13 protein-coding genes are annotated in these 14,597 nt (G+C 74.5%); 8 read left to right on the top strand and 5 right to left on the bottom strand.

Going from position 1 to position 14,597, the window contains the following annotated elements; genetic code table 11:
- Positions 1 to 260 precede the first annotated feature (260 nt).
- From IE106_RS10105 to IE106_RS10070, 8 genes are all read left to right on the top strand, one after another.
- Positions 261 to 2,390 carry a hypothetical protein gene (locus IE106_RS10105; RefSeq protein ID WP_189532121.1) on the top strand — a complete coding sequence of 710 codons (2,130 nt, stop codon included), beginning with the start codon at positions 261 to 263 and terminating at the stop codon, positions 2,388 to 2,390.
- Positions 2,391 to 2,475: 85 nt separating this feature from the next.
- Positions 2,476 to 3,987, top strand: coding sequence for a GT4 family glycosyltransferase PelF (gene pelF, locus IE106_RS10100; protein ID WP_189532119.1), 1,512 nt, complete (start codon positions 2,476 to 2,478; stop codon positions 3,985 to 3,987).
- Positions 3,984 to 5,399 (top strand): hypothetical protein, encoded by a 1,416-nt coding sequence (locus IE106_RS10095; RefSeq protein ID WP_189532117.1) that lies wholly within the window; start codon positions 3,984 to 3,986, stop codon positions 5,397 to 5,399. Before pelF ends, IE106_RS10095 begins: the two co-directional genes overlap by 4 nt.
- Before the next feature lie 79 nt (positions 5,400 to 5,478).
- Positions 5,479 to 6,480 (top strand): GDP-mannose 4,6-dehydratase, encoded by a 1,002-nt coding sequence (locus IE106_RS10090; RefSeq protein WP_189532114.1) that lies wholly within the window; start codon positions 5,479 to 5,481, stop codon positions 6,478 to 6,480.
- 31 nt (positions 6,481 to 6,511) lie between these two features.
- Positions 6,512 to 7,225, top strand: coding sequence for a nucleotidyltransferase family protein (locus IE106_RS10085; RefSeq protein WP_189532112.1), 714 nt, complete (start codon positions 6,512 to 6,514; stop codon positions 7,223 to 7,225).
- Between the two features lie 6 nt (positions 7,226 to 7,231).
- A complete protein-coding gene (locus IE106_RS10080; RefSeq protein WP_189532110.1) occupies positions 7,232 to 8,161 on the top strand; it encodes an NAD-dependent epimerase/dehydratase family protein in 930 nt (309 codons plus the stop codon).
- Complete coding sequence (locus tag IE106_RS10075) at positions 8,158 to 8,820, top strand: spherulation-specific family 4 protein (protein ID WP_189532108.1); 663 nt, start codon at positions 8,158 to 8,160, stop codon at positions 8,818 to 8,820. The genes IE106_RS10080 and IE106_RS10075 overlap by 4 nt, the downstream gene beginning before the upstream one ends.
- The gene (locus IE106_RS10070) at positions 8,817 to 9,605 is read left to right on the top strand and encodes an endo alpha-1,4 polygalactosaminidase (RefSeq protein ID WP_189532106.1); all 789 of its coding nucleotides are present in this window, start codon (positions 8,817 to 8,819) and stop codon (positions 9,603 to 9,605) included. The genes IE106_RS10075 and IE106_RS10070 overlap by 4 nt, the downstream gene beginning before the upstream one ends.
- A 268-nt stretch (positions 9,606 to 9,873) precedes the next feature.
- Here the strand turns inward: IE106_RS10070 and IE106_RS10065 are convergent, their stop codons facing one another.
- Genes IE106_RS10065 through IE106_RS10045 form a run of 5 tightly spaced genes read right to left on the bottom strand, consistent with a single transcriptional unit; the run spans position 9,874 to position 14,567 of the window.
- On the bottom strand, positions 9,874 to 10,470 hold the full coding sequence (locus IE106_RS10065; protein WP_189532103.1) for a hypothetical protein: 597 nt from the start codon (positions 10,468 to 10,470) through the stop codon (positions 9,874 to 9,876).
- Entirely contained in the window at positions 10,467 to 11,633 is a 1,167-nt protein-coding gene (locus IE106_RS10060; RefSeq protein WP_189532101.1) for an ROK family glucokinase, read from the bottom strand. The genes IE106_RS10065 and IE106_RS10060 overlap by 4 nt, the downstream gene beginning before the upstream one ends.
- Complete coding sequence (locus IE106_RS10055; RefSeq protein WP_189532099.1) at positions 11,630 to 12,499, bottom strand: ATP-binding cassette domain-containing protein; 870 nt, start codon at positions 12,497 to 12,499, stop codon at positions 11,630 to 11,632. The genes IE106_RS10060 and IE106_RS10055 overlap by 4 nt, the downstream gene beginning before the upstream one ends.
- Positions 12,496 to 13,551 carry an ABC transporter permease gene (locus tag IE106_RS10050; protein WP_189532097.1) on the bottom strand — a complete coding sequence of 352 codons (1,056 nt, stop codon included), beginning with the start codon at positions 13,549 to 13,551 and terminating at the stop codon, positions 12,496 to 12,498. Before IE106_RS10050 ends, IE106_RS10055 begins: the two co-directional genes overlap by 4 nt.
- Positions 13,548 to 14,567 (bottom strand): sugar ABC transporter substrate-binding protein, encoded by a 1,020-nt coding sequence (locus IE106_RS10045; protein ID WP_189532095.1) that lies wholly within the window; start codon positions 14,565 to 14,567, stop codon positions 13,548 to 13,550. Before IE106_RS10045 ends, IE106_RS10050 begins: the two co-directional genes overlap by 4 nt.
- Positions 14,568 to 14,597 lie beyond the last annotated feature (30 nt).

The following is a 14,597-nucleotide window of genomic DNA, read 5'->3' as shown; positions in this document are numbered from 1 at the left end:
CACTTCCTCCACCTGCGCGACCTTCCCGGCGCGGGGCGGGGTGGGCCCGGGCGGCGGGCCCGCCCCGCCCCGTGATCACCCCCTGCGGTTTTCCGCCAGGTTTCGCAGCACGACCACAAAACGCACACAGAGACCTCACCATGTGACGCGACGGACGCGTCGACGACCGACCCCTGAAGGGGGAAGCCGGCGTCACGCGAGGGGGTGCGTCCGCTCCGCGGAGCGATGTCCCCCCCTGCCCTGGGAGGGGACACCACCGCATGAAGCGGACCATACGCACCGCCCTGCTCACCGCGGGCGCACTCATAGCCACCCTCGGCGTACCGGCCACGGCGGCACCCGCCGGCGCGTCGGCGCCCCGCATCGACCTGCGGGTGCTGATCGTGAGCGACGGCGGCCCGTCCACCGAGGCCATCGCGGCCGAACTGGACACCGCCGGAACGCCGTACACCGAGATCGACCTCACCCGGTCCGACCGGCCGGTGATCGACGCCGGCTACCTCGCGGACACGGTCGGCGGACGGGACCGCGCGAAGTTCCAGGCCGTCGTCCTGCCCAACGACAACCCCTTCCCCGCGAACTCCGCGGAGATGGCCGCGCTCGTGGCCTACGAGAAGACCTACGGCATCCCGCAGGTCGACGCGTACACGTACGCCCGCCCCGAGGCCGGGCTGCAGTACCCGGTCCACGGCGGCTACTCCGGCAGCGTCGACGGGGTGCGGGCCGAGGTGACGGCCGCCGGCCGCGCGGGCCCGTTCGGCTACCTCGACGGCCCGGTGCCGTTCGAGGACAACTCCCCTACCGTCGGCGAGAGTTACGCCTACCTGTCGACACCGGTGGCCGGTGCCGACTTCACCCCGTACGTCCAGGCGCCGATCCCGGGCACGACGAAGCGCGGCTCCCTGGTCGGCGAGTACCGGCACGACGGGCGGCGCGAACTGGTCGTCACCTTCGTCTACAACCGGCACCAGCAGCAGTTCCGGCTGCTGGCCCGCGGCATCGTGCGGTGGATGACCGGCGGCGTGCACCTGGGCACCTCCCGCAACTACTTCGCCGTCCACGTCGACGACGTGTTCGCGGCGGACGACCGCTGGAACACCACCCTCAACTGCACTCCCGGCGACGTGGACTGCACGGACCCGAACGCCGTCCCGGACCCGATCCGCATGTCGCCCGCGGACGTCGACCACGCCGTCGCCTGGCAGCGCGAGCGCGGCTTCACCCTGGACTTCGCCTACAACGGCGCCGGCAGCGCCGACCACCGCGAGGACAACAACGGCGCCGACCCGCTGGCCGACAGGCTCCTCGCCCAGCGGAACGAGTTCCGCTGGATCAACCACACGTACACGCACGCCTTCCTCGGCTGCGAGCAGGACACCACGGTGGTGCCCTGGCGGTGCGCCACCAACGCCGACGGAAGCACCAAGTGGGTCAGCCGGTTCGAGGTCGCCGACGAGATCGCCCACAACCGCGTCTGGGGACAGCTCGCCGGACTCCCCCTGAGCAACGACGAGCTGGTCACCGGCGAGCACTCCGGCCTGCGGGTGCTGCCCCAGCAGCCCTCCGACAACCCCAACCTGGCGCTCGCCCTGGGCGACACCGGCATCACCTGGCTGGCCTCGGACAACTCCCGCGAACCGCAGCAGCGGCGGGTCGGCCCCGCCACCACGGTCCCCCGCTACCCGATGAACGTCTTCTACAACGCCGGGCGGGCCGCCGAGCAGGTCGACGAGTACAACTGGATCTACACCAGCCGCGCCCAGGGCGGCAGCGGCATCTGCGAGGACAACCCGGCCACCACCACCTGCCTGCCCGCCCCGCTCGACCCGGCCACCGGCTACACCGGCCACATCGTGCCCCTGGAGCGGCGGATCGCCCTCGGCCACGTCCTCGCCAACGACCCGAAGCCGCATTTCATCCACCAGTCGAACCTGGCCGAGGACCGCATCGCCTACCCGGTCCTGGACGGCGTGCTGGACGCCTACGCCACGCTGTTCGCGGACAACACCCCGGTGGTCAACCCGCGGATGAGGGACATCGGGAGGGAGCTCCAGCGGCGTGCCGCGTGGCGGGCCGCCGTGCGGGACGGGCGGGTCACGGCCTACCGCGTCGGCGACACCGTCACCGTCGACGGCCCGGACGGCGTGGCGGTCCCCGCCACCATGCCGCAGGGCACCACGCGCGCCGGCACGGCCTTCGGCGAGGCGTACGCCGGCGAGCGGTCCGGCTGGACCACCCCCGTCCTCACGCCGCTCACCCTCACCCTGCCGGCGTCGGCGCCCCCCTCCACGGCCGGCGCCGGCGGCGCCGCACCGGCCACGGCCCCCGCCCCGGACACCCGGGTGCCCGAGGGCGTGGCCGAGCCGGTGCTCCCCGGCACGGCGGACTGACCGGCGTACGGCACCGGGCCCCGGCCGCCCACCGGCGGCGGGGGCCCGCACGACCCCTCCCACACCTCGGCCGTGGAGCACAACCATGCACGTTCACCACGGCGCGCGGCGCTCCGGCGCACCACGCGTCACTCTGCTCACCGAAGGCACCTACCCGCACAGCCACGGCGGTGTGAGCGTCTGGTGCGACCAGCTCGTCACCGGCATGCCCGACCTCGACTTCGAGGTCATCGCCGTCACCGGCACCGGGCGCGAGCCGATCGTGTGGGACCTGCCCGGACACGTGTCGCGCGTCGTGACCGTGCCGATGTGGGGCGCCGCTCCCCCCGGTCGCCCGCCCCGCGGCCGTGCCCGCCGCCTGCTCGCCGACGCCTACGAGCGGTTCCTGACCGCGCTGGTCGACCCGTCCGCCGAGGACGGTTTCGCGCCCGCCCTGTACGCACTGGCCGGGGCGGCGCGGGACGGCCTGCTCGGCCCCTTCCTGCGGGACGACGCGGCGATCACGATCCTGACCGGGGTGTGGACGCGGCCCGGGCTGGCGGTTCGGGAGGCGAGGCCGACGCTGCACGACGCGCTGACCGCGACCTCCCTGCTGGAACACGCCCTGCGCCCCCTGGCCGCGTCGCCGCCCGTGGAGGGCGTGGCGCACGCGGTCAGCGGCGGTGTCGCCGCCCTGCCGGGGCTGGCGGCGCTCGAACGGCACGGGGTTCCGCTGCTGCTCACCGAGCACGGCGTCTACCTGCGCGAGCGCTACCTCGGCTACCGGACCGCTCCGTACCGCTGGCCGGTCAAGGCGGTGGTCCTGGGCTTCTTCCGGCTGCTGGCGGAGGAGACCTACCGCCGGGCCGCGCTCATCACCCCCGGCAACCGCTACAACCGGCTGTGGGAGGAGCAGGGCGGGGCCGACCCGGCGTCGATCCGCACGGTCTACAACGGCGTCGACCCCGCCGCGTTCCCCCCGGCCGGGCCCGAGCCGGAGGACCTCACCCTGAGCTGGGCCGGGCGGGTCGACCCGATCAAGGACCTGGAGACCCTGATCCGTGCCTTCGCCCTCGTCCGGGCCCAACTGCCCGACGTCCGGCTACGGCTGTTCGGCGGGACGCCCCGGGGCGGGGAGGGCTACCGGGAGGGCTGCGAGGCGCTGGCCGCCGAACTGGGGCACGCCGGCGCCGTGACGTTCGAGGGACGCGTCGACGACATCAAGGACGCCTACGCCGCCGGGAACGTCGTGATGCTCTCCAGCATCAGCGAGGGCTTCCCGTTCACGCTGATCGAGGCGATGTCGTGCGGGCGGGCCACCGTCTCCACGGACGTGGGCGGGGTGCGGGAGGCCGTGGGCGACGCGGGACTGGTGGTGCCGCCGCGCGACCCGGACGCGATGGCCGCCGCCGCGCTGGAGCTGCTGCGCGACCCGGCCCGGCGCCGGGCCATGGGCGAGGCGGCCCGGCTGCGGGTCATCGAGCAGTTCACCCTGCGCCAGACCATCGACACCTTCCGCTCCATCTACCACGAGCTGTCCGCGGCCGCGGAGGAGACGCCCGCCCGGATCGTCCTGCCCGCTCCGGCGGTCACCGGCCTGGGGAGTCTCACCGGATGAGCGGGCCGATACCCCTGGAGCCCGTCGGCGCCGACCAGGAGACGCTGGCGCTGCGGCTGGCTCGGCCGCCGCGGCCCCGCCGCCGGCCCCACTGGGCCCTGGACGACACCACGCTCGCGATACGGCTGCCCCGCCAGGGGCCCGACGAAGAGGCCGTCAGCGCGCTCGCCGCCGAACTGGCCGACCGCATCGGCCCCGCCGTCCACCCGTACGAGGTGGCCGCGCTGCTGGAGTCGGAGGGCATGACCGCCTCCCTGATCAAGGACCGCTACGGCCACCCGAACCTGTTCTCGCTGGCCTCCGCGCTGTACGCGAGGGTGCCCCGGACGTTCCCCGAGCCGCCGCCCGCGGCCGACCCCTGGCGGCCCGACACGGCGCGCTGCCTGCTGCGCGGGGTGCTGTTCGCGCTGCCCGCCCTGGCCTACCTGCTCACCGCCCCGCTGTGGCGGGTCGACCGGCACGCCACCGTCCTGATCGTCGCGGGCGTCGCCTCCTGGGCGTGGGGGCAGGCACTCGGCCACCGGGCGCACCTGCGGCTGGTGGCGGGGCGCCGGGAAGCGGCCCGCACCCTGCTGACCGGGGCCCTGCTCGGCGCGGCGGTGGCGACGGGCCTGGCCGCCCTGCCCGCCGGGGGCGGTCCCGTCACCGCGGTGGCGGCGGCTCAGTCGCTGTACCTCGCGGCGGCGGGGGTCCTGCTGGTCCTGGGCCGGGAGCGGCTGCTGCTGGCCGCGCTCAGCCCGCTGATCGCCGGTGCCGCGGTGCTGCCGTGGTGGGAGCCCGGCCTCCCGCTGCGGACGGGGCTGCCGCTGCTGGCGCTGCTGGCCACGCTCGCCGCCGCCGGACGGGTCCTGTGGACGGGCCTTGCCGCCCCGGCCGCGTCCGACGGGCCCCGGCCGCGGCTGCTGTCCTCGCTCCCCTACGGCCTGTTCGGGCTGGCCGCGGCGGTCCTCGTCACGCTGGAGGGCCGGCGCGATCCGTACGCGGTGATCGCCCTGACCGTGAGTATGGGCCCGGCCGAGTGGCTGCTGTACCGCTACCGCGGCTGGTCGGTCGCCGCGCTGCGGGTCAGCGCCACGCCCCGGGGGTTCCTGCTCCGCTCGACCGCGGTCCTCGGGCTGTGCCTGTCCGGGTACCTCCTGCTGTTGCTGCCCCCGGCCCTGCTCACCGGCTCCGGCCCGGCCGCGCTCCTGCCGCTGGCGGCCGCCTTGTGGACCGCGCTGCTGCTCCAGGCGTTCGGGGTGGCCTGGCCGCCGGCCGTGCTCTGCCTCCTGGCCGCCGCCGGTGCCGGGGCGGTCACCTGGCTGGACCTGCCGCCCGGCCCGGCCGCGCTGCCACCGCTCTGCGGGGCGGCCGCGGTCTGTCTCGCGGCCTGCGCGGTCCGTGTGCTCGGCAGGCCCTCCCCCCACTCCTGACCACCGGACGGCCGCTCCCGGTACCGCTCCCGGAGCCCCGCGGCCTCCCCGCCACCACCCGACGAAAGGAAGACCACAGGTGACCTCCGCACCGCTCGCCGCCGTCACCGGAGCCGAAGGGTTCATCGGCTCCCACCTCACCGAGGCGCTCGTCGCCTCCGGCCACCGTGTCCGGGCCATGGCCCAGTACAACTCGTTCTCCTCCTACGGCTGGCTGGAGACGCTGCCCGCCGACGTCCTGGACCAGGTGGAGATCGTCCTCGGCGACGTCCGCGACCCCGGCTCGGTGCGCGGCCTGCTCGACGGCGCCGACTGCGCCTACCACCTCGCCGCGCTCATCGCGATCCCGTACTCCTACCAGGCCCCGCACAGCTACGTGGACACCAACGTCACCGGCACGCTCAACGTGCTGGAGGCGGTGCGCGCGCTGGGCACCCCGCGCCTGGTGCACACCTCCACCAGCGAGACGTACGGCACCGCGCGGACCGTGCCGATCACCGAGGACCACCCCATCAACACCCAGTCGCCGTACGCCGCCTCCAAGGCGGGCGGCGACCGGCTGGCCGACAGCTACCACGCCAGCTTCGACACGCCCGTGGTGACGCTGCGGCCGTTCAACACCTTCGGGCCGCGGCAGTCGATGCGCGCGGTGATCCCCACCGTCATCGGGCAGGTGGCGGCCGGGCAGCGCACCCTCACCCTCGGCGATCTGCGCCCCACCCGGGACTTCACCTTCGTGGCGGACACCGCGCAGGCGTTCCTGGCGGTGGGCACCGCGCCGGCTCAGCGGGTGGTGGGCCGCACCTTCAACGCCGGGACGGGCGGGGAGATCTCCGTCGGCGATCTCGTCGCGCTGATCGGCAAGGTGATGGACGCGCCCCTCGACGTCCGCGAGGACCCCGCGCGCCTGCGGCCCGCCAACTCCGAGGTGATGCGGCTCGTCGCCGACGCCACCCGGTTGACCGCGGCGACCGGCTGGCGGCCGGGCCACACGCTGGAGGAAGGGCTCGCGCGGACCGTGGAGTGGTTCGGCGAACCGGCCAACCTGGCCCGCTACAAGACCGGCATCTACAACATCTGACCCGACCGGCAGCACCCGCAGGAGGTAAGCCATGCACGCAGTCATCCTTGCCGGAGGAAAAGGCGTCCGGCTGCGGCCGTACACCACCGCGCTGCCCAAGCCGCTGGTGCCCATCGGCGACCAGCACGCCATCCTGGAGATCGTGCTGCGGCAGCTGTCCACGGCCGGCTTCACCCACTGCACCATCGCCATCGGCCACCTCGGCGAGATCATTCGCGCCTACGTCGGCGACGGCTCCCAGTGGGGCATGGCCATCGACTACGCCACCGAGGAGAACCCGCTGGGCACCATGGGCCCGCTGCTCACCCTGCGCGAACGCCTGCCGGAGAACTTCCTCGTGATGAACGGCGACGTGCTCACCGACCTGGACTACGCCGACGTGCTGCGCCGGCACGAGGCGTCGGGCGCGCCGCTGACCATCGCGACCTACGCCCGCAAGGTGCGCATCGACTTCGGGGTGCTGACCACCGACCAGAGCCGGGTCGTCGCCTTCACCGAGAAGCCCAGCATCGACTACCGGGTGTCCATGGGGGTCTACGGCGTCTCCCGCTCCACCCTCGACGGCTACACGCCCGGGCTGCCCCTGGGCTTCGACGAGCTGGTGCTCGACCTGCTCGCCGCCCAGCGGCCGCCGCACGCCTACGACTTCGACGGCTACTGGCTGGACATCGGCCGTCCCGACGACTACGACCGGGCCAACGCGGAGTTCACCAGCCGCAAGTCGCTTCTGCTCAAGGGAGCCTGACCTTCCATGCACATCCTCGTCCTCGGGGCCACCGGTTACCTGGGCGGCCACGTCGTCGAACGGCTGCGGGCCCTGCCGGGCGCGCGGGTCCTCCTCGGCGGCCGCTCCCCCGCCGCCGACGTCACCTGCGACCTCGCCTCCGACCGCCCCCGTGAGCTCGCGGCCGCGCTGGCCCGGGTCGCGCCCGACGCCGTCGTCAACTGCGCGGGCGCGACCGGCGGCGACGCCCTCACCCTGGCGGAGGTGAACGCCCGCGGGCCCGCCGTGCTGTGCGCGGCGCTGCGGGAGGCCGCCCCCCGGGCCCGCCTGGTGCACCTGGGCTCGGCCGCCGAGTACGGGCCCGGCGCGCCCGGCCGGCCGGTGGCCGAGTCCGGGGCGACCCGTCCGGCCGGCCCGTACGGCGCGACCAAGCTGGCGGGCACGGTGGCGGTGACCGCGTCGGGACTGGACGCGGTGGTGCTGAGGGTGGGCAACCCGGTGGGCCCCGGGGCCCCGTCCACGGGGCTGCCCGGCCGGGTCGCCGCGCTGCTCGCGGACGCCGGGCGCGACCCGGGGGCGACGCTGCGGCTCGGGGATCTGTCCGCGTACCGCGACTTCGTGGACGCGCGCGACGTGGCGGAGGCGGTGGCGCTGGCGGTCACCGCTCCGGGGCCGCTGCCGCCGGTCCTCAACATCGGCGGCGGCGACGCGGTCCCGGTGCGGGAACTGGTGCGCAAGCTGGCGGACGTGGCCGGGTTCCGGGGCCGGATCGTGGAGGAGGACGCGGGCGGCTCCACCCGGTCCGCCGACGTCTCGTGGCAGTGCTCGGACACCACCGCCGCCCGCGACGCCCTCGGCTGGCGGCCGTCGCGCTCCCTGGAGGCGTCGCTGGAGGCGCTGTGGGCGGCCTCGGGCGCGCGGTCCCGCGGCAGCGCCGGAGGAGTGGCGGCGCGGTGAGCCTGCTGGTTCCCCTCTACGTCCACCCGGCCGAGGACCCCGCCGCGTGGCACCGGCTGATCACTCGGGCCGCGGGCACCTTCGCCGTCGTGCTCAACCCCGCCAGCGGGCCCGGCGACAGCCCGGATCCGGCGTTCGCCGCCGCCGCCGAAGCGCTGCGCGCGGCGGGGGCCCGGCTGCTCGGTTACGTCGACACGGACTACGGCGCGCGGGACCCGGCCGGGGTCATCGCCGATCTGCGCAGGCACCGGGAGTGGTACGGCGTGGACGGCTGCTTCCTGGACCAGGTGACCGCCGCGCCGGACGGGCTGCCGGCCTGCCGCCGCCTGGTGCGGTCCGTGCGCCGCCTCGGTGCCTCGCCCGTCGTCCTCAACCCGGGGGTCCATCCCGCTCCCGGCTACGCGCGGCTCGCCGACCTGACCGTCACCTTCGAGGGCCACTGGTCCCGGTACGCGTCGACGTTCAGCCGCCCCGCGTGGGCCGCCCGGCATCCGCCCGAGCGGCTGTGCCACCTGGTCTACGGGGTGCCCGAACCGCTCGTGCCGCTCGCCGTGCGCACCGCGCGCGAGCGGGGCGCCGCCGTGTGCGGTCCGGTGACGGGCGAACCGCCCAACCCCTGGTCCCGGCTGACCCCGGCGCTGGCCGAGGCGGAGCGGTGAGGCGGCTCGCGGCGGCCGTGGTCGCCCTGTCCCTGGTGGCGGCCCTCGCCGCGTGCTCCGGGGGCGAGGGGTCCGGCGCCGGGGGCACCTGGTGGCGGCCGCGCCCCGGGCTGGCCTGGCAGTGGCAGCTCGACGGCAGGGTCGACCCGTCCGTCGACGTGCCCGTCTACGACATCGACGGCTTCGAGAGCAGCGCCTCGGACGTCGACCGCCTGCACCGGGACGGACGCAAGGTGATCTGCTACGTCAACGTCGGCGCCTGGGAGGACTTCCGCCCCGACCGGGACGCCTTTCCCCGCTCGGTGCTGGGCGGGCCCAACGGCTGGCGGGGCGAGCGCTGGCTGGACATCCGCCGGACACGGGCACTGCGCCCCGTCATGGAACGCCGGTTCGACATGTGCCGGGACAAGGGGTTCGACGCGGTGGAACCGGACCTGATGGAGGGCTACGCCCACGACACCGGCTTTCCCCTCACGGCCCGCGACCAGATCCGCTACAACCGCATGATCGCGGAGATCGCGCACGCGCGCGGCCTGGCCGTGGGCCTCAAGAACGACCTGCCCCAGATCCCGGAGCTGGTGGACGACTTCGACTTCGCGGTCAACGAGGAGTGCGCGCAGTACGGCGAGTGCGCCCTGCTCGAACCGTTCGTCGCGGCGGGCAAGGCGGTCTTCCACGTGGAGTACGCGCGGTCCACCGCCGACTTCTGCCCCCTGGCCCGGAAGCTGCGGCTGTCGTCGATGCTCAAGAAGCCGGAGCTGGACGCCTGGCGCAGGCCCTGCTGACCGACCGGGGGCCGGCACGGCCCGGACCCGGGCCGCAGGGCCCGCGCGATCCCGGCCCGTGGAACGCCCGCGTCCGACGGGGGGGGGTCCGGGCACACGAACGGCTCACGCGCGGTGCGGACCGGACGGGCGCCCGGCGCCGCGGGGGCACCACCGGCGCGGGGCCCCTCGGCCCCGGCGCGGGCGACCGGGTCGTCGGGCGCGCCCGGCTGGACGGCGGGTGGCCGTGGATTCCGCCGACGCACGACCGGGCCGTGAGGGCGCGGGGTCAGGGGGTCGCGGTGGAGACGACGTACACGCGGGGCGCGGCCGGGTCGGTCAGGTCGACGGTGATGTCCCGCGTGGGACGGGGCCGGTCCTGGCGGTGGGTGGTGCCGGACCAGTGCCGGTCGGGGGGGAAGGTCCAGCCGACGGTGGCGGCGTCGCGGTCGCCGACGGTGACGTCGCCGGCCGCGAGCGCGGAGCGGCTGGTGCCGCTGTCGCCGAGGAACGCGTCGAGTCCGGCGCCGGTGGTGGTGAACCGGACGTACAGCCGGCTCGACTTCCAGTTGCTGGTCTCGAAGTAGGCCACGTCGCGGGAGCGGGCGGGGATCGGCACCTCGAAGACGCGGCGCTTCATCTTGGACGGCCAGCTGTCCTGGAGGCCGCTGACGGAGGACTCGGCCTCCTTGTCGCGGCCGCTGGAGCGGCTCTGCTCGGCGGAGATCATCAGGTACCCGGCGGGGATGCCGATGAGCAGGACGATGACGAGGGCGGTGAACCAGCGGCGGCGGACCGTCTGCTCGCGGGTCTCGCCCGCGGGGCCGGGGGCGGTCCGGGCCGGGGCGGGCGGGGTGGTGTCGGTGCGGGTGTCGGTGGGGCTCATGCTCCTGGTTCCTCGGGGGTGCTCCTGGGGCGGGCGCCGGCGCGGAAGGCCTGCGCGTACCGCTCGTAGCGCTCGTACCGCTCGACGCGGCGCCGGTTGGCGCGGCGGAAGCGGCGGGCGACCAGCCGGGCGAGGTCGGCTGCCCCGACCATACCCGCCTCGGGGCCCAGCTCCGCCTTGGCGATGCGGGCCTCGGGGCGGTAGCCGCGGCCGGTGAGGTTGCGGCGGAAGGCGTCCCGGGCGGGGCCGATGAGCAGGTCGTCGGCGGCGCTGACGCCGCCGCCGATGACGAAGCAGGACGGGTCGAGGGCGGCGGCGAGGCCGGCGAGGCCGACGCCGAGCCACTGGCCGATGTCCTGGAGCAGCTCGACGCACATGGCGTCGCCCTCGCGGGCCAGCTCGGTGATGAGGGGGCCGGTGATGTCGGGGACGTGCCCCTTGACGCGTTCGATGATGTTGTACGCGACCGGCGAGTCGGCCGCGGCGAGCTCGCGGGCCTCGCGGACGAGGGCGTTGCCGGAGCTGTACTGCTCCCAGCAGCCGCGGTTGCCGCAGGGGCAGCGGTGGCCGCCGGGCACGACCTGCATGTGGCCGAACTCGCCGGCGACGCCGTACTTGCCGCGCTTGACGCGGCCGTCCTCCAGGATGGCGCCGCCGATGCCGGTGCCCAGCGTGATCATGACGAGGTGGTCCTCGCCGCGGCCGGCGCCGAAGCGCCACTCGGCCCAGGCGGCGGTGTTGGCGTCGTTGTCGACCATGACGGGGACGGCGAGGCGGGCCTGGAGGGAGTCGCGCAGGGGTTCGTTGCGCCAGGCGAGGTGCGGGGCGAACAGGACGCGGCTGCGGTCGGCGTCGACCCAGCCGGCGGCGCCGATGCCGACGGCGTGGACGTCGTGCCGGTCGGACAGGTCGAGGACGAGTTCGACGATGGTGTCCTCGACGACCTTGGGGCTCTTGGACTTGTCGGGGGTCTCGGCGCGGATCTTCTCCAGGATGGCGCCGTCCGCGTCGACCACGCCCGCCATGACCTTCGTGCCGCCGATGTCGATGCCGACCGTGGGGACGCGGGGGGCGGTCAGGTGGGAGCGCCGCTCGCGGCTGCCGACGGTGCGCAGGACGGTGCCGCGTTCCGTGACGCGATGGGTTTCGCGGTGCGTGCTCACGGGTCCTGTCGTCCCTGCCGGTCGGTGGGCCGGGCGCGCTGCGGGTCCGGCGGCGGGCGGTGCCCGCCGTCGTCGATTCTGCCAGGAGCGGGCGCCCGTTCCAGTTCGTGGCGCAGGGTGTCCAGCTCGCTGCCGCCGGCCATCTGCCGGGTGAGCTCGTCGAGGGTGACGGAGTCCTTGGTGTGGCTGCCGGCCATGGCGCCGCGCTTGAGCAGGACGAAGTGGTCGCCGACGAGGTGGGCGTGGTGCGGGTTGTGGGTGATGAGGACCACGCCGAGGCCGGCGTCGCGGGCGGCGGCCACGTACTTGAGGACGACGCCGGACTGCTTGACGCCGAGGGCGGCGGTGGGCTCGTCGAGGACGAGGACCTTGGCGCCGAAGTGGACCGCGCGGGCGATGGCGACGCACTGGCGCTCCCCGCCGGAGAGGGTGCCGATGGGCTGGTCGACGTCGCGCAGGTCGATGCCCATGCGGAGGAGTTCGGCGCGGGTGGTGGCGCGCATGCGGGCCACGTCGAGGCGTTTGAAGGGGCCCTTGCCGGTGGTCGGCTCCGAACCGAGGAAGAAGTTCCGCCAGACCGGCATGAGGGGGACGACGGCGAGGTCCTGGTAGACGGTGGCGATGCCCCGGTCGAGGGCTTCGCGCGGGGAGGACAGGGCCGTCTCCTCCCCCTCGACGCGCAGCGTCCCGGCGTCGTGGGCGTGCAGCCCTGCGATGATCTTGATGAGGGTGGACTTGCCGGCGCCGTTGTCGCCGAGGACGCAGGTGATCTGCCCGGCGTGCACGCGGAGGGAGACGTCCTGCAGGGCGCGGACGGTGCCGTAGTGCTTGCTGACGCCGTCGAGCTCGACGAGGGGGGTCGTCATGAGGTGGCCTCCGCCCGCTTGCGGACCCAGGCGTTGAGGAGGGTCGCGAGGAGGAGCATCGCTCCGAGGAAGAACTTGAACCAGTCGGGGTTCCACTCGGCGTAGACGATGCCCTTGCTGGTCATGCCGAAGATGACCGCGCCCACGGCGGCGCCGACCGCGGAGCCGTAGCCGCCGGTGATCAGGCAGCCGCCGATGACCGCGGCGATGATGTAGGTCAGCTCGTTGCCGACGCCCTCGCCGGACTGGACGACGTCGAAGGAGAACAGCAGGTGCTGTCCGGAGACCCAGGCGCAGAAGCCAACGCCCATGTAGAGGAGCGTCTTGGTGCGGCGTACGGGGACGCCGACGGCGCGGGCGGCCTCGGCGTTGCCGCCGACGGCGAAGACCCAGTTGCCGAAGCGGGTGCGCAGGAGGATCCAGGTGGCGACGGCGACGAGGCCGAGCCACCACAGGATGGTGACCTTGAGCGTGGCCCCGCCGAGGGTGGCCTCGGAGGCGAAGAGGGCGCGGGCGGAGGCGAAGCCCTCCATGTCGGCGATGGTCCTGGTGGAGACGGTGCCGCTGATGAGCTTGGTCAGGCCGAGGTTGAGGCCGGTCAGCATCAGGAACGTGCCGAGCGTGATGATGAAGCTGGGCAGCCGGGTGCGGGTGAGCACGAAGCCGTTGAAGAACCCGACGGCGAGGGTGACCAGCAGGGACACGGTGACGCCGACCCAGGCGTTGGCGGTCATCTGGTAGCTGAACATCGACGAGACCAGCGCGGACGTGGTCACGAGGACGCCGGCCGACAGGTCGAACTCGCCGCCGATCATGAGGAGGGCGACGGGCACGGCCATGATGCCGATGGTGGACGCCGCGTAGAGCACGGTGCCGAGGCTGGCGGCGCGCAGGAAGCCGTCCGCGACGAACGCGAAGAAGAGGAAGACGGCGGCGGCGCCGACGACCGAGCCGAGCTCCGGGCGGGTGAGGAGCTTCTTCAGGGGGGACGCGGGCAGCAGCCGCTCGTCGGGGGCGGTGCCGTGGTCGGCGGGCGGGGCGGTCGCGGTCATCGCGTCCCCCGCTGGGCGTACTCGGCGAGGGCGGGCGCGTCCTCGCGCGTGATGATCTGCGGGCCGGTGAGGACGGGGCGGCCGCCGCCGAGGACGTCGGCGTTGTAGCGGTACAGCCAGAGCAGGTCGACGGCCTCGTAGCCCTGGAGGTAGGGCTGCTGGTCGACGGCGAAGCCGAGGGTTCCGCTCTTCAGGCCGGCGGCGACCTTGGCGTTGAGGTCGAAGGTGTCGATCTCGGCCTTGGCGCCGGCGGTGCGCTTGGCCTGGGCGGCGGCGTCGGCGAAGGGCGCGCCGAGGGTGACGACGGCGTCGAGGGCCGGGTCGCTCTGCAGTTTGGCCTCGATGGACGCCTGGACGTCGGGCATGTTGGTGCCGTCGACGTACAGGTTCTCCAGGGTGCCGTCGAAGGTCTCGCGTACGCCGGCGCAGCGCTGCTCGTGGCCGACGTTGCCCTGCTCGTGCAGGACGCACAGGGCCTTCTTGCGGCCGCGCTTGTCGAGCTCGTCGCCGACGGCCTGGCCGGCGACGGTCTCGTCCTGGCCGATGTGGGTGAGGGCGCCGAACGCCTTGGACTGGGCGGATCCGGAGTTGACGGTGATGACGGGGATGCCGGCGGCGACGGCGCGGGCGACGGACGCCTTGAGCGCGTCGGGCTTGGCCAGGGTGACGATCAGCCCGTCGACCTTCTTGTCGACGTAGGAGTCGACGAGCTGCGCCTGCTGCTGGCCCTCGTCGCTGTGGGCGTACAGGAAGTCGATGTTGTCCTTGGCGGCGGCCTGGCGGGCGCCCTTCTGGACGATGTCCCAGAACGTGTCGCCGTCTCCCGAGTGGGTGACCATGGCGAAGGTCCAGCGGGGCGTGGTGACGTTGGCCCGGCCCTCGGCGGCCGCGGCGGCGGCCTTCCTGGCGTCCTCGGCGCGCTTGCCGCCGGTGGCGCTGCAGGCGGTCAGGGTCACTCCGAGTGCCACCGCCAGCACGGCGGCGACCGCGCGTGCTCCTGTCCGAACCGTTGCCACGAGTCCGTGCCCTCCTGCTGTCCGCTGGTC

Source organism: Streptomyces roseolilacinus, assembly GCF_014649335.1.
Classification (GTDB): Bacteria; Actinomycetota; Actinomycetes; order Streptomycetales; family Streptomycetaceae; genus Streptomyces; species Streptomyces roseolilacinus.
Note: the sequence above shows the minus strand (reverse complement) of the source record. Positions and strands in the feature narration are given on the sequence as shown.

Excerpts from the sequence above, each read along its gene's own strand:
- IE106_RS10055 (WP_189532099.1), bottom strand. The coding sequence starts at position 12,499 with ATGACGACCCCCCTCGTCGAGCTCGACGGCGTCAGCAAGCACTACGGC.
- IE106_RS10080 (WP_189532110.1), top strand. The coding sequence starts at position 7,232 with ATGCACATCCTCGTCCTCGGGGCCACCGGTTACCTGGGCGGCCACGTC.
- IE106_RS10085 (WP_189532112.1), top strand. The coding sequence starts at position 6,512 with ATGCACGCAGTCATCCTTGCCGGAGGAAAAGGCGTCCGGCTGCGGCCG.
- pelF (WP_189532119.1), top strand. The coding sequence starts at position 2,476 with ATGCACGTTCACCACGGCGCGCGGCGCTCCGGCGCACCACGCGTCACT.
- IE106_RS10105 (WP_189532121.1), top strand. The coding sequence starts at position 261 with ATGAAGCGGACCATACGCACCGCCCTGCTCACCGCGGGCGCACTCATA.
- IE106_RS10065 (WP_189532103.1), bottom strand. The coding sequence starts at position 10,470 with ATGAGCCCCACCGACACCCGCACCGACACCACCCCGCCCGCCCCGGCC.
- IE106_RS10050 (WP_189532097.1), bottom strand. The coding sequence starts at position 13,551 with ATGACCGCGACCGCCCCGCCCGCCGACCACGGCACCGCCCCCGACGAG.
- IE106_RS10095 (WP_189532117.1), top strand. The coding sequence starts at position 3,984 with ATGAGCGGGCCGATACCCCTGGAGCCCGTCGGCGCCGACCAGGAGACG.